We start from the raw sequence: 20085 nt of genomic DNA, 5'->3' as shown, positions 1-20085 counted from the left end.
GGGTCAGGGGTTCGGGCTGAGCGGCGATGTAGGCGTCGAGGGCCGCAAGGTCATCGGGTTGAAGGCGAAGCGTAATAGGCTCCCCTCGACCTGTAGCAGGACGGCCCCGCGATTTTTTGACGTCCGAAATTGACATAGCCATTTTTGGATGGCATAAATTGCGGGCCGAAGCAAGGGTGCAACCTTACTCCGGCCCTAACCTCAACGTGCTTTAGGAGAGCAACGTCATGGCTGCACAAGTCATTAGCCTGCGCGCAAGCGAAGAGCCAACCGGAATCTTGGCCGAAATGTCCGGCGATCTGCATCACCGGATTGATGAGGCCATCAATCGTCTCGAATGCCTTGGATCAATGGCTTATGGCCTCTCGCTCAACCCTGATCTGGCGCCCTATATGGCCGATGGCCTGCGCGGCATCTGGATGATGCTCGAAGACACGCGCGGCCTGCTGGCTATCCAGCCCGTGCACGGGGTGGCCGCATGAACGCGCTGGTGCGGATCGAGGCCGACCGCGTTGTGGCCGATAGCCGCGACGTGGCGGCGGATTTTGGTAAGCAGCATGCGCACGTCCTGCGGACCATTCGCGAGCTATTGAAGGCCAAGCCAGAACTGTCCTCCAATTTTGGAGAGCAGTCTTTTCAGGTCCAGCAGGGCCAAGGCGCCAAGGTAGCGTATTGCCGCTTCGATATGGACCGCAAGGGTTTTATGCTGCTGGTGATGCGCTTCACCGGGAAGAAGGCTTTGGAAATTCAGTCTCGCTGGATTGATGCGTTCGACCGGATGGAGCAGCAACTCCAGCGCGCGCTGGAAGTCAGCAATGATGACGATGTTGAAACTGAAGAGACCATGGCCGCCCTGCCCGCCGATTTCCGAGATCGGCTGCGCTTCGTTTCAGAAGCACGATTGCTTGGCGGCAAGGAAGCCGGGCGGCGAGCATGGCGCGCGATGGAATTTCCCGATGTGTTTGTGCCGGAGACGCTGTTTAAGAGTTTCAAGGCGCCTCGCCGGTTGCTTTCGCAAATGGCCGAAGATGCCGGAATTGCAGATTGGGCGCGCGAACGGTTGGTGGTGGCAGAAGGCTACCGCGCCCGCCTTGGGTTGTTCTATGCCGATTATGACGATTGGCATAGAACAACCCGTGGCGGCGGCGCGCCAATCAGTATCGTCACCTTTGGTAAAGCCGTAAAAAGTTTGGGGCTGCATACCTATCGGTCAAATGGTTCATATTTGTCTGGTTGGATGCTTGTCCAATAAGCTCATTTTGCAGAAATTAATGTTTTGGCTTGGTTTGTTCGCAAAATCGCAGCAGCAACAATTGTTCCGGGTATAGTGATGCTTTGGTATTCACCAAAACGGTCATAAATACGAAATTGCCAGCCATCCTCTGAGCATAGCTTTGCTTGGTCCGCTGCCTTTCTTAGAACGCGCTCAGGAACGTCAAACGCGACATCTTCTGACATGGTACACCGGCCATATGTCCCACACTGCATGACAGAAGTATCTATTTTCAAAACATTAAGCGTCACAGGATTATCGCCATCCATATATGCAGCACGCGAATAATCACGATGATCACCTATATATACGGATCTAATGTAAATTTGGAACTCGGCACCTCCTGTTTTCTTAACTACAAAGCTTCTAATTACCGCATAACTTGAAAATGCATCTTTTGGAGTAAAAGGACCAAACTTAAGTTCTAGCGCAGGCTGGAATGGATCATCCTTAATATCTACGACAGATGCGATATCTTCGGGCGTTCTAGCCAGTAGCTCACGATCTTTTTTGGATAATCCTTTCAAATCGCACAATGCGGCTGCTGCAAATATAAGCGGTGCTAGAATCATTGAACCTTCCCCACGATCAATTTGAACAAAACTAACATACCCTGCCCTGACCGGCGGGGTTTTTTATTGGAGCAAAGTGAATGGCCGTCAAACCTCTTGTCCTCGTGCTGGATGGCCAGACCGACAAGCTGAAAGCGGCATTGCGCTCCGCTGCTACGGATGTTGCCGACACCAGCAAAAGCATTGGCGAGGTGCTGGAAGGCATTCAGGAAAAGGTGCGCAATTCGCTGAACGATGCGGGTGTTGATGCAGGGGAACAGATTGGGCGTAATATCTCCCGGCAGGTCAAGGAATGGCAGCGGGCGGCCTCCAGCGCGACGGCATCAGGCGGCAATTTTGATCCCTTGGGTGGCCTGACATCGGCCTCCATATTGGAGCGCGCGGCGGCGCAGGATCGTCTGGCCGCTTCGCTTCGTGAACAGGCCGCCGCCGCCGAAAAAGCCGAGGGAGCCAACACCCGCGAGGCGATGGCCCTTCGCCAAGTTGGTATTTCCGCCGGTATCGCCGCCATGGATGCCGATAGAGAGGCGGCCTCGCTACGCTCACAGGCGAGCGTGCTGGCCGCGATGGAACAGGCCATGGGCCGCCATACGAATGCTCAGCGCCAGATCCAACAGGTCAGCGGCGCCACGCGCAACGCCATGCGCGACCTGAGCTTTCAGGTGTCCGATGTGGCCACGTCTCTGGCCGGCGGCATGCCCGCCGCCATGGTTTTCAGCCAGCAATTCGGCCAGATCGTCGGCGCGTTTCAGATGATGGAGGGGGAAGGCAACAAGCTGATTTCCTTCCTCTCCGGCCCATGGGGCATGGCGCTTTCCACGGCGGCCGTGGCCATTGTGCCCTTGGTGGCCCATCTGGATATGTTTCAGGACAAGGTGGGCGATGCAGCCAAGAAGCTGAAAGAACAGGCCGAAAATACCCGTATCGCCGATCAGGCTCAGGCGATCTTTGACCATACTCTGGATGGTGCGATTGCTCGCGAGCGCAAGCTGAGCGAAGAGCTTGAGCGCCAGCTTAAAACTCGGCGTGAGCTTAATCAGGAACAGCTGAACGCAAACCAGCAGAGCCAGTCCAACCTCGCCAATCAAGTTTCGGCGGCACGGCGCGATTTGCAGGCCGCGCAGGCGGCACAAAGAGCCGCCAACCAGATGCCGGGCAATGGTGAGGCGGCCCGCGCTTCTCGCGATGCGGCCATCGCAGCCGCTGATAGACGGGCGGAGGATGCCCGCAACCGGCTGTTTAACGCTCAGCAATCGGAAAAGAATGCTGAACGGGATGTACGAGCAGCAAGGTTTGTGCAGATCGAGCAAGCTGCAAAAGACAACGCTTCGCCAGAGGCCAAGAAATTGGCGGCGCTCGACTTGCAGCGCCAGAACCTGAAGAACAGATTTATCAACGGCGGCACCAATGAAGCTGATGCGCAGGCCCAATTGACGGCCATCGATCAGGCATCCGACGCCGCCAAGAAAAAGCCCAAGAAGGCCAAGGATACCACGGCACGCGATGCCGAGGCCGAAAAGAAGTCCGACGCGGCCTATGATGAGGCCTATTCGCGCAGCCTGTCCGACCTTGCCAATATCGCCCGCCAGAACGTCACCGATTTGGAAGAACTGGGGCGGCTGGACAAGGTGGCGGTCGATATGGCCCGTAAGCGCGAGCGGCGCGCCACCGAGGAACAGGGGCGGCGCGAGAAATGGAGCCGGGCCGACATCGACGCCTTGCAGTATAAGCAAGGCGAGGTGGCCGAGGCCAAAAAGGCGCAGATCGATGAACGCACCAAACGCGATATTGCCGACCGCTGGATTGAGGTTCAGCGCAGCGCCCTGTCGATGGAAACACAGCTTTTGCAGGCCCAGTCTGCCTTGGCTCTTACCGTGGCCGAACGGCGCACGCTGGCGCTTCAAATCCTCGAAAATGAGCGCAAGCAGGCGATCCTTGCCGTCGACAAGAAGGTCACGGATGGCCAGCTGACCGGCGAACAGGGCATGGCCGAAATCGGCAATATCAACCAGACCTTTGACCTTCGCCGCACGCGGGCTGAACAGCAGAATGCGGGGCCAATGGCGTCTTATAAACAACAGCTACGCGCATCGACCGCCGACATGAACGCCTCATTGGAAAGCGTACAGGTCAACGGCCTGAAAGGGCTGGAAGACGGCCTTGTCGGGCTGGTGTCCGGCACGGAAACGGCGGCCAGCGCGTTTAAGCGCATGGCGGCCAGCATCATTGCCGATCTGGCCCGCATCGCCATTGAACAGGCCTTTGTGAAGGTGCTGGGCTTCGGCCTTGCCTCGGGCGGCAAGGTTACCGCCCGCGCCTCGGGTGGCTTGCTGGGCTATGCCGCCGGAGGGACGCGCCTTGGATCGGGCATGATCTCCGGCCCCGGCTCCGGCACCAGCGACAGCATCCTTGCGTTGGTCAATGGGCGCGATCCGGTGCTGGTTTCCAACGGCGAAGGCATCGTCAACGAACGTGCGGTCAGGAATTACTGGCCGATGATCGACGCTATGAACAAGGGCACTTTCCCCAAGTTTGCCAACGGTGGCTTGCTGTCGGCTGCGACCGCTACGCTGGCCTATCCCCGTATCCCCAGCGCGCGTTCATTGGCTCCGATGGGCCAGACCGTGAACCAGTATTTCTCGATCGATGCCAAGGGTGCGATCTTGGCCAATGAGCTGATGGACAACATGGCGCAGATTTCCGCGCAGCATGCAAGCGCCGCGCTGGCCGCCGCGCCCGGATTGACCCAACAGCAAATGCAGCAACGCGCCGAACAGAGGATTCCCGGATGACCATGCCCGTCATGCTGCCCCGCAAGCGCGGGGTGAAAGTGGACAAGGTTCATTTCGTGGACTTTGGCGGCCAGTTGAAGCCCTTCATGGGCGGCCCGGTGCAGACCATCCTGCGTCTCGGCTCGCGCTTTGCACTGGAGGTCACAATCCCGCTGATGCGCGCCGAACCCGATGGCCGCATCTGGTCATCGCGCCTGACGCAGGCCAAGATATTCGGAGCGCTGATGCATTATCGGCAGGATGGCCTGACCATCGGCTTGCCCGGATCGCCGGTGGTGGATGGCGCGGGGCAGACCGGCTTTGCCCTTGCCCTTCGGGGCCTGCGCCCATCCTATGCCATTCGCGAAGGACAAGCGGTTCCGGTCATCGTTTCCGGGCGCCGATACCTCTATTTCGCATCGCAGACAGTGGTGGCGGGAACGGATGGCCGGGCGGCCGTGCCGATCTATCCGATGATCCGCCGCAGCCCGGCCGATGGCGACATCTGCGAAATTGCCGCGCCGATCATTCAGGGCAGCATCAGCGGCAATGAAGTGAGCTGGACCCGTCTGTCCGCGCCCTTTTGCGATTTCGGCACAATTACCATCACCGAGGACGAATAATCCATGTCGCAACTGCCTCCCGCCATGTCCACCGCCCTAGAGGACTCGCGGGTTTTGCTGTTTGGTGCGATACGAGGCGCCCTGCCGGATTATACCATCCGTCTATTGGATGGCGCCGGCGCGCTGACTGTTGCAGGTGAACTTTACCAGGGGCGTGACGAGACTTATGGCGTGCTCGATACGATCGAGGGAGTCGAGGAAGACATGGGTGACAATTCGCCCACGTTGAATATCGGCCTTATTCCCGCTTCCGACACCGCCTTGGCAGCTTTAATCGATCCAGCGATCCAAGGGTCTGAAATCCAGATTATGGTGGGTGTTGTCAGCATGGTCACCGGACAGCCGGTTGCCGTGCCCTACCAGATGTTTGTCGGCGAATTGGACGTGCCCACGATCAGTTGGGCGGGTAATGATCGGCGGCTGGAATATCGGGTCAACAGCGTAGGCGAACGCTTTTTCCAGATCGAGGAAGGCCGCCGCCTGTCCAGCGCTTTCCATCAAAGCGTATGGCCCGGAGAAAAGGGCCTTGATTACTGCACCGATGTCGAAATCACTCTGGCCTGGGGTCAGGCCGTCGACAATTCCGTTGTTTATACCCGGTCTAACCTGCCGGGCTATGCAGAGACTTTCAACCGCACATGACCGAACATGGATTGATCCTGCGCACCCACGCGGCTCAGGCCACGCTGGACGAATGGAAGACGCGTGCCTTTCGCCTGGGCGAGGCCGATTGCGCGCGCCTGACTGCATCCCATCTGCGCCGTCTGGGCTATCATATTAAGCTGCCTCCGGCACGGTCTTATCGTACCGCAAAATCTGCTGAGGCGGTGCTGGATAAGCTGGGTCTGGCTTCCATGGTCGCCGCTCTTGATGCGCTGGGCTTTGAACGCATCGCGCCCGCGGCTGCATTGGTAGGCGATATTATCCAGATGCCAAGCGAGACCGGGTCCGAACGTCTGGCGGCTTTGACCGTGGCCTTGGGCAACGGTCGCGTGGTGGGATGGCATCCTGATGCGCCCGACGGCGCCGTGGTAATGCAGCCCCATGAAATGGTGGCGGCCTGGCGCGTAGAACCGAAAGGGCGCGCGAAATGAAGGTACTGAAAACCGCCGCCGAAGTGCTGCTGGTGGTGGGTGCCACCGTTGTGGCTGGCCCAGTTGGAACATTGCTGGCTACGGCGGCGGTGATGGGTGTGGAGGCTGCAACCGGTGGTCTGTTCGGCAAGGGCCCGTCTGCATCCGGTGGGGGAAGCCAGACCAAATGGAAGGCTGATCCCTATGCGGGCCTGCCCTATGTGATGGGACGGACGCTGGTTGCGGGCAATGTAGTAGCCAAGCTGCTGCGCGGCAGCGCGAATGAATTCATGGGCATCGCTACGGTTCTGTCGATCGGGCCAATCCATGCCTACGAAGCCAGTTTCATGAACAAGACCACTATGACGTGGATGGTTCGCGATCCGCTGAATTCAGTTGGTATGGCTGAGGCATCGAACGGCTTTCGCGGATATATCTGGGAACAGCGGACGCTGGGCCTCTGTCCGGAAAGCTACGCCCCGGGATGGTCGGATGGTTTCGCCGGATGGAACAATGACAACAAGCTTTCGGGGCTTGCCTCGGTCTTCAACATCTTTTGCTATAATTCGAAGGCATCTGACACGCTCACCAGCATTCCTACGCCCGGTTGGCTGGTCAATGGTGTCCTCGTCTATGATCCGCGACAGGATAGTACCTATCCGGGTGGGTCGGGAGCATGTCGTGCGCTTGACGAATCGACCTATGTGTACAGCGAGGATCCGCACCTCCATGCCCTGACCTGGTGCCTCGGCCGGTGGCAGAATGGGGTGCGCGTTGCGGGCCTTGGCGCGCCGATTAACCGCATCAACGTGGCCAGCTTTGTTGATGGTGCGAACCTCAATGATGCACGCGAATGGAGGCTGGGTGGGCAGGTTTACACGCGGCCGGATACGCCCTGGAATAGCCTGAAAGCCATGCTCCAGGCGGGTGGCGCGCGGCCATCAATGCCGGGCGGCATCATCACCGCGATCAACAGGGCTCCGCGCGTTTCGCTGGCCACGATCACACATGCCGACATTATCGGCAAATGCACCTTTTCTGGCACACAGAAGCGTCGGACTCGGATCAACGGCATCATTCCGCAATACCGGAGCGAAGCGCATGATTGGGAAATGGTCAGTGCTAAGCTTGTGCAGGTGGCCGATTATGTGACCGCCGATGGCGGCGAGCGGACTAAAGAGGTCACCTATCCTCTGGTGCAGAATGTCAACCAGGTGGCACAGCTGGCCGCCTATGACATTTGCGATGCGCGCGAAGCCGGTCCGGGATCGATCCCGCTCAAGCCTGCGTGGATGAATTTTGCAATCGGCGATTGCGTCACATTTCAGCCGGAGCCCGGCTGGTCTATCAAGGTGTTGATCACGGGGCGCCGCATCGATCCCACAAATGGCTCGATCACCTATACCGTGCAGGGCGAAACTGATGCCAAGCATCCTTTTGCCCTTAGCCAAACCGGCGTAGCGCCAGCGATCACGGGTTTGACCTATGACACGTCGATCCCGGCGCCAGGGGCTGACTGGTCTCTATCCGGAACCACACTGGTCAGTGATGGAGGATCTGTGGCGGCATTGCTGGTGACGGGCGTCGCCGCGCCGTCAAATGTGGATGCTGTGGTCTTTGATTACCGCGTCTATGCCTCGGGTCTGGGCGATGATGAGGGATGGCTGGGTGCCAGTTTGGAGGCTCCAGGTATCACAACCAAAGAAATCACCAGCGTCACACCCGGAACGCAATATCAGGCCGGGGTGCGCTATCGTGTGCGCGGAGTGATCGGCCCACGCACAATCTATGGTCCGGCGACCTCCGGCGAATCGTTCCCGGCTGGATATTTGCAGCAGCTGATCAACGCCAGCTATACCGATCCGGGTACGGGTCTTGCCACTGCGCACGATACCGGATCGGCAGTGAGGATTTCGGTAGCCGATCACAACCGTGTCTATCCTGACAAGACGTCGGCGCTGGCGGGGCTGACGGCGATAACCGGGATATCTTACGCCACTACCTATTATCTCTATTACGAAGATAACAGCCGTGCAGGTGGCGCGCCAGCGATTGGCGCAACCACTAATCAGGCATTGGCCATTCCCAGCGCAGCCCATCCCGGGCGGCATAGCTTGGGCACGATCATCACCCCGGCATCTGGTGGGGCCGATACAACGGGCGGCGGCATCGCCATCTAATTTTTGACAGGAGCAACCTATGCTTATGGTGCGCCATGATCTGGTGTCGCCGCGCCATGCCGTGTTCGGCGGCGTGAATGGTGACGGGGATTTTGAATTGCTGGGCGTTGATTATTCTGCCGATGATTTTGACATGCAGATCCGCGCGGCGCCGGGAATGACGGGTGATCCCTTGATCAATCTGGGCCTGGCTGCAGCCGGATCAACCGGCATGGTGGTGTCTTACCACGCCGATTGGGTGCATCCCGTGACTGGCGCCGTGGTGGGCGGCACATTGCTGCGAATCCAGATCAACGTGGGCGATCTGGCCGCCCTGCCCTATGCGGCCGATGATCCGTCGCAGCCGCTGGAGCTGGCCTATGATATCCGTCGCCAGCCCCTTTATGGGCCGAGCAGTATCCTTGCTGAGGGCAAATTCATCGTCAATCCGGGGGTGACTATCTGATGCCTGTGATCGATTATACCGCACCTGCCCGGCCGGTTGTGCTCAACATGGGAGAAGGCACCGTGGCGGCTCTTACGGCGGCAGCGCAGGCCAAAACTTATGCTTTGCAGTCGCGGGCGGCCTATCGCATCGTGGCTGACAACACAGAGCGTGCCGCTATCCCTGCCGAGGAGCGCACCTATGGACTGCACGTCTATGTGGTCGATCAGGCGCGAATCTATGTCTGGACGCAAAACGGCGTGGCTGGCGCCGATGGCTGGGTCGGCCGAACCAACCAGGCAGACTTCAACGCCATTATCACCGCCCATGATGCCAATTTTGCCCACTTGCAGGATGAAATTGACACGCTCAATGGAACTGTCTCTGATCTGAGCAGCCGCATTAGCGCATTGGAGGCCTTGCGGCTGCTGGCGCTAAGCGCGACGGCGCTTTCGACTGCCACGCATCCGCCGGTCGCTCTGCGCTGGATGCTTGAAGGGGCCCTGGTGGATTACCAGACCATCGAATGGGGCGGCTGGAAATTCCAGGTGGACGGCGGTGCGCGCGAATTGACCGTGGCCGATTGGTCCGCACCGCCCGCCGCCATGGTGATGGGCGACAGCATCAGCGATCCTAACGGCTATGGCACATGGCCCACCACGCTGGCCGCCGCGCTGGGGCTCACGCTGTATGCGCCCGCCCGATACAATGCCGGGCCGCGTCAGGCCTATCGCTCCGGTGCCTTGCCGCTCTATCTCACGGTGGCGGGCAACCATCTGCCCGCCGGTGGCACCAGCGTCAGCGTGACGGCAATCAATGGCGCGGCCACGGCCACATCGGATATGACCGATGCCTATCTCTATCCATTCGGATTTCTCAATACCTATTCGGGCGATACGTTCACAACGGGCACCAGCATGACCGGCACGTATGGCGGCCGCCGCGTCACCGTCTCGATCCCCAATGGCGGCAGCAGCGCCTACAGCGTGGTGCAGGACGCTGGGCTGGATGCTGTAGATATTCCCGCCCAATCGCTGTTCGTCCCCGATTTTGCCGCATGGCTGGATCGCGCCGAACTGTGGATCATGATGAGCAACAACTATTACTACAGCGGCGTGGCTGGGGATCATATCAACCCGCGTGTCTATGACGATATTGCTGCCATCATCAGCCGTGCGCGCGGGCAGCGTATCATGCTGTTCGGCATTACGGGCGGCCCCGACAGCGGCGCCGGCACCACGGTGGGCACAGCCCTGCGCGCCTTCAATGATGGCCTGGCTGCGCGTTGGCCCCAATATTACGTGCGTGATGCCTCTGGCCGTGACACGCTGGCGCGGCTGTTGGCCGGGGGGAATGGATCGAGCGGAGACAATGCCGATGTAGCGGCCGGTATCATTCCGCGTAGCCTTCGCATTGCGGCCGATGATCCGCACCTCAATTCAGCGGGCAATGCGATTATCGCCACGCTGGCGCAGGAATATCGCGCCCTGCAAACGACCCCGCCCGCGATTACGCTGGATACAGCTATCACTGTGACCGCCGTGAGCGGCGCGCAACGGGCATCCTACACCGTCAAGCCGGTTCGTAGCCCCACACTTTAACCACGAGGTATCCCGATGAAAATGATCCGCTGTCTGGCGGCGCTGATGGCGCTTGCCCTGATGCCGTCGCCTTTGCTGGCGCAAAATGCTCCGGCGGGAGCCGCGGCCCCTGCCGGTTATGCGCCCATGAGCGCGCCCTGTGCTATGGCGCAGGATGGCAAGTGCTATGCCATCGGGCCCACGGTCGGCCTGCCGGTGGCGACCCCCGCCGCCAGTTCCACGCCCTGCACGGTGTCGGCTACGACATCAGCCGCCACGCCCACCGGCTGCACGGCCACCGGCAGCGCGGGAGTCTACGTGGTGGGCGGCTTTGCCCCGCAGGCAGGCTATCCGATCCGGCTGGTGACCACGGGCACCTGGGCGGGCACGATTGCAGTTGGCACCAGCGTGGACAACTGCACCACGGTCAACGCGCTGACGGTGGCTGGCCAGACCTGGGGCAGCTACACCGGCAACGCCAATGAGGCGGTCGATGTCCCGGTGACCACCGGCAGCGTCAAATATTGCCTCTCGATCAGCCTCACCAGCGGCACGATCAACGCGGCCCTGCGCCAGTAACCATCCGCAAAATGTGGGGTATCGGCCGGGGTATCGCCTTGGCCCAAAAGCCCCAAAATCGGCGGTTCTGACCGCCCCACGGCGGTTAATTCCTCCGCCGCGAAACACCCTTTTCCCGAGGAACCCATCCCATGAGAAGCATTTTGACGCGGCTGCTGGCCGTGATGATGTCGCTCGTCCTGATTTTGCCGCCGGTCGCGCAGGCGCAGGGCATCGATCCGGCGGCGCGCGGACTTGCGATCCAAGCAAAGGCGTCCGCCGCAGCGATTACCGCAGCCGTTACGCCCTCTGCCCAACGGCAGGCCATTCAACTGGTCATAGAGGGACAATCCGTCACGGCGGGTAATGTCGCTCTGGCCGATCAGGCATCCTATCCCACAGCGTTCAAAAGTGCGCGCAACCCGTCGATTCAATATCCTATGGCGCCGTCCACCTCGCGGCTGGGCGGGTACTGGCCGGATGTCTATGACAAGCTTTGGGATCAAGGATACGATCTGCATATCGTCATGGGCGCGGTGGCATCCAAGTCCATGGTCACCATGACGGCGGGTTATTTGCAGGGGCGTAGCAACAGCACCGTCTATTATGGGCAGCGCGCACCATATGCCTATCAGGTCGGCACCGATCTGGGATATTTTGGTGATCTCATCAGTGTCAGTGGCCGTGTGTTTCTCTGCACCGCCGGATGCGGCAATCGCAGCGCTTTCGCCCGTGGCCCGTTTGTTGATGTTAACGGCTTCAACGGCGCGCAGACCATCATTGCCCAATCTGGCGGGTCGGCCACTGCGTCAAGTGCTCCCGATTTCACGGCTGCGGCAATCGGCGGAACGGTGACGGATGGCGGCATCACGTGGACACGACAGAACGAGGCGTACTACAGCACAACTTCCACCTACAGCCCGACCTGGGTGGGCACCCTCAACGGTGTCATTTTCCCAAGTAGCACGACGATAGGGCGGGGGTACGATCCGCTTGGGGTGCAGCAGCGCAACCTGCGCGCCGCACTCGATGACAAGACCGTGGTCAAGCGCTTCGCCTATATCGACATTGGGCAGTCGGATCTCGGTATCGGTACGATTACGACCGCCTCTGCCCTGATGGCCGTGGCAACCTATTATCTCAACCAGAACTTCGATGGAGTGTTTATCGGTTGCAGCAGCTTCTCGCCGGGGTCCAGCGGGGGAACCACTGCAAACTACGATCTGCACTCAGCGGCTGTAACGCTGGCTATCAGCACCCTCTCAGCATCATGGCCCGGCAAGGTGTTTGCTGGCGCAAACCTCTATCAGGATATGGGATCGACCGGTCCTATGGCATCGGGCGGCGCATGGCTTCAGGCGGACAACATCCACCTCAACGGCGCGGGTTCAGTGGGGCCGGATGTCGGGGGCGTCCATTCCGCGTCAACCTATGTTGCCAACAAGCTCAAGGCAGTTCTGCCCAAGCGGAACGTCATCGGCGCCAATGATAATCAGCGACAGCCTTGGATCGAGAAGCGCCGGGCTGCATAATACAAATGCGTGCCCGGGGCAGATCGCACAGCCCGGGCACGTAACTCGTTCAGGCGACCTGCGCGCCCGGGAATACAGCGGTCACGTCACCCAGAATGGCAACGACAAGCTCAATTTCAGAATCACCGCGGACAATCGCAGCTGCAGCGCGATGATTGCCGTCCACAAACCCAATTCCACTCGGCAGCTCGGCAATTCCCATCGGATGAGCGCTGTTGCCGCAATGATTGGTTACCAGCCATGCAATGCGCTTAATATGATATTCCCGTTGGTCATTGGTGGGCAGGCGTTCCAGATATTCTTTAACCTCCTGCCAAGGGCGGTCATCGACATTGTTGTCGACCACTGCCTGATTGACTTCCGAAGAATTGATAGGGGAAACATTCCACATCTTCCCATCTAGGGGATTAACGTGGGCGGTGAGAGAGGCGATGGGGATGACGTATTTCATGCAGGCGTTATGCGCAGAATACCCGTCGCTACGTCAACGCCACAAATCATGCGAATATCATTAAGCCGGGGTATCGGCGGGGGTATCGCCTTCGCGATTAGATAGCAAGAAACGGCGGGTTTCTGCAATTCCCGCGACCCTCGCGGCGGAGGGATTAACCGCCGCGAGCATCACGCAAGGCAATAATCACCACTCCTACCGCCGCGCGCGCCATGGCCTCTATCTCCGTATAGGGGCTGTCGGCCCCATTACGCCGCGCCGCCTCACGCATCGCGGCAACCACTCTCTCTAGCAGTTCGGGGTCGATCTGATTCATGCGCCCATCTTTGGGGCAAATCAGGCCTGATCGCCAGTGTCATCCATCCACCGCCCTCGAGGCGGTTTTTTTATGCCCGGAGAACTCATGGCCGATATTCCGCCTATCCCACCCGAATATGTCTGGACCGGCGCGGGAGGCCTGCTGGGCCGCCTGATGTTCCATGCCCGCGAGGTCCAGCGCGGGCGCCGCAAGCCATGGTCGGCCGCGCTGGTGTTTGATGTGCCGATCGCGCTGGGCATGGGTTGGGGTGCCTATGGCGTCTGTGTGTGGGCCCACCTCGCCATCCAGCCATCCGTCACCGCCGCAATCCTTGCCAGCTACCTCGGGCCCTACACGCTCGATCTGCTCTTCGGCCGGGTTGCCGACAAATACCTGGGCGGCAAGCCCGCAGCCTGATCGGAGATCGTCATGCCCGCCATCGCACCCGAAATCATCGCGGCCGCGCGCGCCTCGCAGGCCAAGTGGGGCATCCCGGCCAGCATTAGCCTTGCCCAATGGGCGCTGGAAAGCGGCTGGGGCAAGTCGGTCAGCGGCAAGAACAATTATGGCGGTATCACGGCCAAGGTGAAAGATGCGGTCTTTCCCCATGTGCCAGGCACTCCGCTGGAGCCTGCCACACTGTGCTGGACCCGCGAAGTCGTCAACGGCCAGACTGTCCGGTGCCAGCGCTGGTTCAAGGACTATGCCAGCCCTGAGGACTATTTCGAAGCCCACGGCAAGCTGCTGGCCACCGGCAAGCCATACGCCAAGGCGCGCGCGTTGCTGCCCGATCCCAACGCCTTCGCCGATGCCCTGACCGGGGTTTACGCCACCGATCCCAAGTATGGCGCCACGCTCAAAGCCATCATGCGCGGGTCCAACCTTTACCAATATAATCAGCCTCCAGCCGAAGGAAAGCATCCGTGAAGACTTCGGCATCTGCGGCCCTGAAATGGATGCGTGACCATGGCGGCGATGCCGCTGTGGCGCGCTGCAAGGAAGGTGGCCGCATCTATCTCGCCCAGGGCGAACATGCCCCTTCATGCCCTCAACCGCCCGGCAGCTGATCGAGGCCGGACTGGCGGAATATGTCGATCAGGGCGGGCGCAAATCGGCCCGCTTTCGTCTCACAGCAAAAGGAATGAACCCATGAATACCATGCGTGCCAAGCTTCAGGTCGGTTCTGTATTTCAGCATAAGGATGCCGAGCAGAATGTGACCGGTGAATCCGTGACCTTCTTCGGCGTGTGCCGGACCAACGGCTATGCCGACACCGATGGGCTGGACGAGGACAATACCTTCGCCCGCTATACGCCCAGCGCCAACTTCCAGATCATGATCGCGAACCCTGCGCTGTTCGGCCAGTTCGAGCCGGGCCAGAAGTTCTACGTCGATTTTTCGCCGGCGAAATAAGCACCGGGGGCGCCTGGCGCGCCCTCGATCATTACAAATCAAAAAGGTGTTACGACAATGCCTGAAGATAATCCGATTGTAACCGAGCCCACCTCCGCCGGAATGGCGGCAGTTGTCTCGCTGTCTCGCCACCTGATCACCGGCATCGGCGCCTACGCCATTGCCAAGGGTTGGCTGGATCAGAGCGGAGTTGATGCCGTGGTAGCCCTGTCGGCCACGGCTCTGCCCGCGATGTTCAGCGTCTATTCGTCCTATCAGCGGGCCAAGGCCCTCAAGGCTGCGGCGCCGCTGGTGCCCAATGCCATCATCGGGAGCAAGTAAGATGCGCAAGATCCACATCGCCCTCGCGCTGGCGATGGCCGCGCCCATGGCGGCCTGCACGACGGCACCGCCCAGCGCCATCGTTAGCGCCAAGGTCGCGGGCTCGGCCGAGAGCGCCTATCAGGCGTTCGTCGTGGCGGAAGAGAACCTTGTGGCGGCAGGCAAGCTCGATCGCGCGACGTTTCGCGACCACGAGCAGCGGGCCTATACTTGGTTGCTGGCGGTCCGCGCCGGGCAGATGACGGCGGATGCCTTTGCCGCCAAATTGGCCACCTTCGGCGCGGGAGGCATATCATGAGCGCCGCCGAAATTCTGGCCATCATCGCTGCTGCCCAGCAGCTGGTGAGCATCGCCGTCAAGCAGCGTGAACTGCTGCAAGGGTCCGATCAGGCCTCGGTTGATACGGCGCTTGCATCGCTGCGCGCTACCTCGGACGCCATGCACGAGAGCGCGCAGAAGATCTGATCGCGGCGTGAGATTGCTCGATAATTTGGTTAGACAACGAAGCTGGCGACTCGCGGGGCTTCGTTGTCAACATTTTATGGGTTGGGCAAACTAACTAATCGGAATATATAGATTATTGCTCTCCTGCCGGGCCCACCATGCCTGACCGCGCGAAAAGGGGAACGGCAAGCACCGCCCCCCCTCTGCAGTATCAATTCACAGTCGCGGCCGCTCCGGCATTTTCCACCTTGGCCACGGGGGCGGCAGGGGCAAGCGCGGCGGCCTGCAGCGGCGCCGTGCCGACCGGAATGGTGAAGGACACCGGATCAGCGGTATGGGCGCGCAATTGCTGCCCATTGGTCAACGTGGCCGAATGGCCGGTGACAAAGGCGCCGAATACGCCAACAGCGACAACCGCGCCCACCGCGGCCCCTGCATTGCCCTGCCCCTCGCTGCGATAGGTGCCGTTCAGCGGAATCACCCGGTCGCCCAGTTTCAGCGAGTTGAAAGTCACCTCCAGCTTGGCCGATTTGCCAAAGGCCCCCTTGCCGGTGCGATAGCTGACGCTTGCCTCACCCGGCGTGCCGCGCGGGATCAGGACATAACCTTCCTGCATCACATCAAAGACGGTGGAAATCTTGAACTTGTCGCCAACCTTCAGCGACTTGGAGGACAGCGTGTCATTGGGCGTGACGACCACTTCGGCATTGGGCGCCAAAGTGATGGTCTTGGCCAAATCCCCCTGTGCCAGCGCGGCATTCGACGAAATCAGCAAGATTGACGGAAAAATATACTTGAACACGAGCCCCTCCCGTTGAAAACAGGACCAGAATGCCCCGTTGACATGCGGCGTTCATCTTGGCTCGACCGGGGTTTTTCAAGGCGGGCTACCATCATAATGGATCTATAAACCGGCAGATGGGCGCCCCATCATGCTGTCCCAGTATCAATTTGCCGAAATAACTGACGATAATCTGAAAAGGCCAATCTCTTTTGCGGGGCCATTTTGGCGCGATCCCTGCGCTCCATCTGCTGCGCCATGTTTTTCCGCTTGCGCTGAACCTCTGCCAAACCTAAGGGCTTGGCCGTGTCGGGGAGTAGCGCAGCCTGGTAGCGCATCTGCTTTGGGAGCAGAGGGTCGCAGGTTCGAATCCTGTCTCCCCGACCATTTCCCAATTGTTTTCACCCGTCCGAGGGCAGCACTGATTCACTGCAAAACGTGGATTTTGGGGATTGCCGCGCGATCGTGATCTGCGCGTTCAACGGATCGCGTCAAAAGGGGCATGGCCTGAGCCCCTCTGCATTAAGAGTGACAGGCTTCCTTGGCCACCGCTTCGAGCGCCAGAGCCGCGTTGCGAATATCGAAATGACGTTCAAAACAGGCCCGCGCCCGCTGCCCCATCTCGGCCCGTTCTTCGCCCGACAGGGCGGACAGACGCTGCAGCAATTCACGCGTCCCATCCAGCGTGTCCGGCGCCACAAAGCCCGCGCGCTTGTCCGCCACTTCGCGCCAGATATTGACCTTGTTCGAGATCAGCACCGGCACGCCGCAAGCCAGCGCCTCGGCGACGACAATGCCGAAATTTTCCTGATGCGACGGCAGGGTAAAGGCGAGCGCCGCACGATAGGCGCCCCACTTGGCGTTTCCGGTCAACATGCCGGGCCAATGGATGCGTGCGGCCACACCAAACTTTGCCGCCAGCGCCTGCAATGATGCCTTGAGCCCGGTCTGATCCGGCCCCGCGAGCACCAGATCGATATCAGGATGGCGCGCGGCATATTCGGCAAAAGCCTCAATCAGCAGATCGCATCCCTTCTTTTCATGAATGCGGCTGAGATACAGCAGGAAGGGCCTGTCGCCCAGTTCCGGCACCGCCTGACGAAAAGCAGCAATCTGCTGATCGATCTCATCGGCCGGCGGATTGAACGCGCCATAGCCCACCACTTTCTCGCGCACCCGATAGGGCCAGAAAGCATCGCGGGCGAGCAGCTTCTCCTCTTCGGTGGTGAAAAGCACGCGTGAGGCATTGGCCAGCAAAGGCCCTTCATTCAACAGCCAGGACATCTGCTTGGCCATGGATTTGATCGGATAGTTCTGTTTGAACCATGGATCGAGCATGCCATGGGTATAGACCAGATAGGGCGTGTTGCCCCCCACCAGTCCCCAGCGGGCCGCCGTCGTGCTGAAATTCCACAGCCCTTCGATGATCGCGACGTCATATTCGTCGCGATGCGCCCTGAGCCAGGGAATGGCGTAAGGAGAAAAACGGACACGCCTTTCCATCGCGCGAAGCAGCGCACTGCCCGCATTCGCCTCCTGCGTCGGCCTTCCCATGGCGATCACCCCCCCCGGGCAATCGGCCAGAAACGGCGCATCGGGTGAATCCATGGTCAGGATATCCTGTTCATGACCATTCCGTGCCAGTTCAACTCCTGTTCGCAACACTCCTTCGATAGGCCCACCTTCCGCCGGATCGGCGGAGGCTATGATCCGTAAAATCTTCATATCGCCCGGTCCGTCTGCGTCCCCATCAGATCCTCGGGTTTATATGGAATTTTTATGTCAGTTTGACTATCTCTAAATTTGTGGTTTACGCATTTTAACTTAGCTACGCAATTCAGTTATCACATCACAAAAAATCAACCGCTTTGGATATATTTTCCTAAATTTTCATCCATATACCTCAAACCATCACCGGCATGACAATAACATTTACCCATCCAGACTTTCTAAATCCGCATCAATAGATAACTATAGTTACAGCCCAAACCGATGGACCATCTTTTAATATCGTAATCTCGTAATATTCAGCAGAACGCCAAGATCATTATCTGTAAATCCTTGTCTCAGCGCCTAAATCCATAAAATGCCCCCCGGCGATGGCGCGCGCTTTATGCACCAATCCGCCGGAGCCCATGCGGCAGACTTGGCCATAGAATCGGACGCGGTGCCTTTCCCCGCCACCTGTTGGTTAAAGGACAGCAGCCAGCGCGACAGCGGCTTTTCCAGCCCGAGATGGCAGACGCCCCCTGCAACCACCGACAGGGCAATCCCCATTAGCGAGCCGGCCATGGACCAATGGCGCGATGGGCCGCCTCATCGCCCCGGCAATGAAATGTTACCACCGCCAAGGCGCGATGCCTCGGACCTGACGCTTTCGCTAATTTCAGACCGCCCGCCCGGCGCTATTTTTCCAGCATCTCCGCCAGGGCGCGACGGGCGCGATAGAGGCGCGTTTCCACCGCCTTGCCCGTAATGCCCAGCAAGGCCGCCACTTCGGCCTCCGCCATACCCTCCACCCCGCGCAGCACGAGCACCTCGCGCTGGGACGCGGGGAGGCGGGCAATGGCGGCCATCGCGCGCGCCAGTTCCTGCCGGTCGGCCAAGGCGTCATCGGCCCCCACGGCCGGATCGGGCATGTTGGGCTCGTGATCCTCGGGCAGGGCGAAGGAGAACAACGCGCGCAATTTCCGGCGACGCGCGCGGTCGCGGCATTTGTTGAGCGCGATCCGCGCGATCCAATGCGCAAAGGGCCGCGTGCGGTCATAACGCCCCAGCGCGGCAAAGGCGCTGATGAAGCTCTGCTGGGTAATGTCCAATGCGGCATCCTCGTCACCGCAGGAGGCGCGCGCGATGCGGAACACCACGTCGCGGTGGCGATGCAACAGGGCGCTGTAGGCCGCCTGCCGCCCGCCCAGCGCCAGCGCGGCCAGATCGCCATCGCTCAATGCTTGACGGTTGAAGGCTTCCGGGCTCCGGGCGTCGTGCGCAGGCATCAGCGCGGCTGATCCGCCTCCGTGGCCGTCAGCATCCGGGCGACCCCGGCATCGAAACGCGCCGCCTGATCGGGGCGCAGCACCGCGCGCATGGCAAAGACATGCTCAAGCGTCGCCTTTTGCAGCGCCCCCATCGCGTGATGCGACCGGTCCACGGCGGCGGCCACGCGCGGCCCATAGGAATGTTCATCGCGCAGGGCCGCCGCCAGATCGGCATTGGCCGCCCGCTGCTGCGCCACCAGTTGCGCCTTCTGCACGGCAAAGCCGGCGTTCATCGTCGCAATCCTTGCCTGCTGCGATGCATCCAGCGCCAGTTCGTCATGCAGCAATTGGTGCAGCGCGGTTTCATCCTGCGCCCGATGCGGCATCATCCGCGCCACCATCGCCCCGCCCAAGGCCCCGGCAAAACCCAGCGCCAGCGCCAGCAGCAACGATCCCTTGCGATTCACAGCGCCCGCTCCAGCAAGGTCGACGGCGCCAGCGCCAGCCCCTGCCCCAGCGGATCGACCGGCGCGCGCGGCGCGGCGCCCAATCCGGAAACCAGCGCCCCGGAAACCATCGCGATGGCCGCAATCCCCGCCAGCATCGGCACCGAGAGCGCCGGTTGCCGCGCGCGCTCGGCGCCTTCCAGCACCGCCGCCTCGATTCCATCGAGCCGCGGGTCGGACTGCGCCGCGCCCAGTCGCGCCAGCAGATCGTCGATTTGCACCTTCATCCTAGCCTCGCCTCTTCGCAACTGCCCTTCGCCTTCTATACGCAGCCATTGGCCCGGCCCCTCACTTTTTCTGCGAGGGG

Annotated in this window: 27 protein-coding genes and 1 tRNA gene; 19 read left to right on the top strand and 9 right to left on the bottom strand. The window is 60.3% G+C overall.

Translation table 11 applies throughout. The features are described from left to right. Positions 1 to 227: 227 nt before the first annotated feature. Positions 228 to 482, top strand: a complete 255-nt coding sequence (locus FHW92_RS08150; protein ID WP_168602734.1) for a hypothetical protein — start codon at positions 228 to 230, stop codon at positions 480 to 482. After that, on the top strand, positions 479 to 1252 hold the full coding sequence (locus tag FHW92_RS08145) for a Rha family transcriptional regulator (RefSeq protein ID WP_168602733.1): 774 nt from the start codon (positions 479 to 481) through the stop codon (positions 1250 to 1252). Before FHW92_RS08150 ends, FHW92_RS08145 begins: the two co-directional genes overlap by 4 nt. Before the next feature lie 2 nt (positions 1253 to 1254). On the opposite strand, the gene FHW92_RS08140 is transcribed toward FHW92_RS08145, so the two are convergent. Beyond that, a complete protein-coding gene (locus FHW92_RS08140; protein ID WP_168602732.1) occupies positions 1255 to 1845 on the bottom strand; it encodes a hypothetical protein in 591 nt (196 codons plus the stop codon). Between the two features lie 80 nt (positions 1846 to 1925). Here FHW92_RS08140 and FHW92_RS08135 point away from each other — a divergent pair, with 80 nt between their 5' ends. From FHW92_RS08135 to FHW92_RS08095, 9 genes are all read left to right on the top strand, one after another. Next, positions 1926 to 4637 carry a phage tail length tape measure family protein gene (locus FHW92_RS08135; protein WP_168602731.1) on the top strand — a complete coding sequence of 904 codons (2712 nt, stop codon included), beginning with the start codon at positions 1926 to 1928 and terminating at the stop codon, positions 4635 to 4637. Continuing rightward, positions 4634 to 5239 (top strand): hypothetical protein, encoded by a 606-nt coding sequence (locus FHW92_RS08130; protein WP_168602730.1) that lies wholly within the window; start codon positions 4634 to 4636, stop codon positions 5237 to 5239. The genes FHW92_RS08135 and FHW92_RS08130 overlap by 4 nt, the downstream gene beginning before the upstream one ends. A gap of 3 nt (positions 5240 to 5242) precedes the next feature. Then, positions 5243 to 5881: a hypothetical protein gene (locus FHW92_RS08125; RefSeq protein WP_168602729.1), complete on the top strand. Its 639-nt coding sequence runs from the start codon at positions 5243 to 5245 to the stop codon at positions 5879 to 5881. Continuing rightward, positions 5878 to 6333 (top strand): hypothetical protein, encoded by a 456-nt coding sequence (locus FHW92_RS08120; protein ID WP_168602728.1) that lies wholly within the window; start codon positions 5878 to 5880, stop codon positions 6331 to 6333. The genes FHW92_RS08125 and FHW92_RS08120 overlap by 4 nt, the downstream gene beginning before the upstream one ends. Further along, positions 6330 to 8492, top strand: a complete 2163-nt coding sequence (locus FHW92_RS08115; protein ID WP_168602727.1) for a phage tail protein — start codon at positions 6330 to 6332, stop codon at positions 8490 to 8492. Before FHW92_RS08120 ends, FHW92_RS08115 begins: the two co-directional genes overlap by 4 nt. 19 nt (positions 8493 to 8511) lie before the next feature. Then, positions 8512 to 8937, top strand: coding sequence for a hypothetical protein (locus FHW92_RS08110; protein WP_168602726.1), 426 nt, complete (start codon positions 8512 to 8514; stop codon positions 8935 to 8937). Beyond that, complete coding sequence (locus tag FHW92_RS08105) at positions 8937 to 10517, top strand: hypothetical protein (RefSeq protein ID WP_168602725.1); 1581 nt, start codon at positions 8937 to 8939, stop codon at positions 10515 to 10517. Before FHW92_RS08110 ends, FHW92_RS08105 begins: the two co-directional genes overlap by 1 nt. Positions 10518 to 10532: 15 nt before the next feature. After that, positions 10533 to 11075: a hypothetical protein gene (locus FHW92_RS08100; RefSeq protein ID WP_168602724.1), complete on the top strand. Its 543-nt coding sequence runs from the start codon at positions 10533 to 10535 to the stop codon at positions 11073 to 11075. Between the two features lie 131 nt (positions 11076 to 11206). Beyond that, positions 11207 to 12586 carry a hypothetical protein gene (locus FHW92_RS08095; RefSeq protein ID WP_168602723.1) on the top strand — a complete coding sequence of 460 codons (1380 nt, stop codon included), beginning with the start codon at positions 11207 to 11209 and terminating at the stop codon, positions 12584 to 12586. A 49-nt stretch (positions 12587 to 12635) separates the two neighbouring features. On the opposite strand, the gene FHW92_RS08090 is transcribed toward FHW92_RS08095, so the two are convergent. Both FHW92_RS08090 and FHW92_RS08085 read right to left on the bottom strand, forming a co-directional pair. Further along, the gene (locus FHW92_RS08090; protein WP_168602722.1) at positions 12636 to 13037 is read right to left on the bottom strand and encodes a hypothetical protein; all 402 of its coding nucleotides are present in this window, start codon (positions 13035 to 13037) and stop codon (positions 12636 to 12638) included. Positions 13038 to 13191: 154 nt separating this feature from the next. Further along, entirely contained in the window at positions 13192 to 13353 is a 162-nt protein-coding gene (locus FHW92_RS08085; RefSeq protein ID WP_168602721.1) for a hypothetical protein, read from the bottom strand. Between the two features lie 72 nt (positions 13354 to 13425). Between FHW92_RS08085 and FHW92_RS08080 the strand changes: the two genes are divergently transcribed. The 7 genes from FHW92_RS08080 to FHW92_RS08050 all read left to right on the top strand — a co-directional run bounded on the left by FHW92_RS08080 (position 13426) and on the right by FHW92_RS08050 (position 15534). Continuing rightward, positions 13426 to 13752 (top strand): phage holin family protein, encoded by a 327-nt coding sequence (locus tag FHW92_RS08080; RefSeq protein ID WP_168602720.1) that lies wholly within the window; start codon positions 13426 to 13428, stop codon positions 13750 to 13752. Positions 13753 to 13764: 12 nt separating this feature from the next. Continuing rightward, on the top strand, positions 13765 to 14262 hold the full coding sequence (locus FHW92_RS08075; protein ID WP_168602719.1) for a glucosaminidase domain-containing protein: 498 nt from the start codon (positions 13765 to 13767) through the stop codon (positions 14260 to 14262). Further along, positions 14259 to 14402, top strand: coding sequence for a hypothetical protein (locus FHW92_RS08070; protein ID WP_168602718.1), 144 nt, complete (start codon positions 14259 to 14261; stop codon positions 14400 to 14402). Before FHW92_RS08075 ends, FHW92_RS08070 begins: the two co-directional genes overlap by 4 nt. 82 nt (positions 14403 to 14484) lie before the next feature. Continuing rightward, positions 14485 to 14748, top strand: a complete 264-nt coding sequence (locus FHW92_RS08065; RefSeq protein ID WP_210428400.1) for a hypothetical protein — start codon at positions 14485 to 14487, stop codon at positions 14746 to 14748. Positions 14749 to 14805: 57 nt separating this feature from the next. After that, positions 14806 to 15069: a hypothetical protein gene (locus FHW92_RS08060; protein ID WP_168602717.1), complete on the top strand. Its 264-nt coding sequence runs from the start codon at positions 14806 to 14808 to the stop codon at positions 15067 to 15069. Position 15070: 1 nt separating this feature from the next. Continuing rightward, positions 15071 to 15367, top strand: coding sequence for a hypothetical protein (locus tag FHW92_RS08055; RefSeq protein WP_168602716.1), 297 nt, complete (start codon positions 15071 to 15073; stop codon positions 15365 to 15367). After that, on the top strand, positions 15364 to 15534 hold the full coding sequence (locus FHW92_RS08050; protein WP_168602715.1) for a hypothetical protein: 171 nt from the start codon (positions 15364 to 15366) through the stop codon (positions 15532 to 15534). Before FHW92_RS08055 ends, FHW92_RS08050 begins: the two co-directional genes overlap by 4 nt. A gap of 190 nt (positions 15535 to 15724) precedes the next feature. Here the strand turns inward: FHW92_RS08050 and FHW92_RS08045 are convergent, their stop codons facing one another. Together FHW92_RS08045 and FHW92_RS08040 are read right to left on the bottom strand one after the other, a co-directional pair. Beyond that, positions 15725 to 16288: a hypothetical protein gene (locus FHW92_RS08045; RefSeq protein ID WP_210428399.1), complete on the bottom strand. Its 564-nt coding sequence runs from the start codon at positions 16286 to 16288 to the stop codon at positions 15725 to 15727. 155 nt (positions 16289 to 16443) lie between these two features. Then, complete coding sequence (locus tag FHW92_RS08040) at positions 16444 to 16632, bottom strand: hypothetical protein (protein WP_168602713.1); 189 nt, start codon at positions 16630 to 16632, stop codon at positions 16444 to 16446. Between FHW92_RS08040 and FHW92_RS08035 the strand changes: the two genes are divergently transcribed. Beyond that, positions 16605 to 16681, top strand: a tRNA-Pro gene (locus FHW92_RS08035). The two genes, FHW92_RS08040 and FHW92_RS08035, sit on opposite strands and share 28 nt — an antisense overlap. Positions 16682 to 16816: 135 nt before the next feature. Here FHW92_RS08035 and FHW92_RS08030 read toward each other — a convergent pair. From FHW92_RS08030 to FHW92_RS08015, 4 genes are all read right to left on the bottom strand, one after another. Beyond that, entirely contained in the window at positions 16817 to 18019 is a 1203-nt protein-coding gene (locus FHW92_RS08030; RefSeq protein WP_168602712.1) for a glycosyltransferase, read from the bottom strand. A 680-nt stretch (positions 18020 to 18699) separates the two neighbouring features. Continuing rightward, positions 18700 to 19290, bottom strand: coding sequence for a sigma-70 family RNA polymerase sigma factor (locus FHW92_RS08025; RefSeq protein ID WP_168602711.1), 591 nt, complete (start codon positions 19288 to 19290; stop codon positions 18700 to 18702). Then, positions 19290 to 19739 carry a periplasmic heavy metal sensor gene (locus FHW92_RS08020; RefSeq protein ID WP_168602710.1) on the bottom strand — a complete coding sequence of 150 codons (450 nt, stop codon included), beginning with the start codon at positions 19737 to 19739 and terminating at the stop codon, positions 19290 to 19292. Before FHW92_RS08020 ends, FHW92_RS08025 begins: the two co-directional genes overlap by 1 nt. Next, positions 19736 to 20005, bottom strand: a complete 270-nt coding sequence (locus tag FHW92_RS08015) for a hypothetical protein (RefSeq protein WP_168602709.1) — start codon at positions 20003 to 20005, stop codon at positions 19736 to 19738. Before FHW92_RS08015 ends, FHW92_RS08020 begins: the two co-directional genes overlap by 4 nt. Positions 20006 to 20085 lie beyond the last annotated feature (80 nt).

Origin of the sequence: Novosphingobium sp. SG707, from assembly GCF_012275515.1 — a bacterium.
Taxonomy (GTDB): Bacteria; Pseudomonadota; Alphaproteobacteria; order Sphingomonadales; family Sphingomonadaceae; genus Novosphingobium.
Note: the sequence above shows the minus strand (reverse complement) of the source record. Positions and strands in the feature narration are given on the sequence as shown.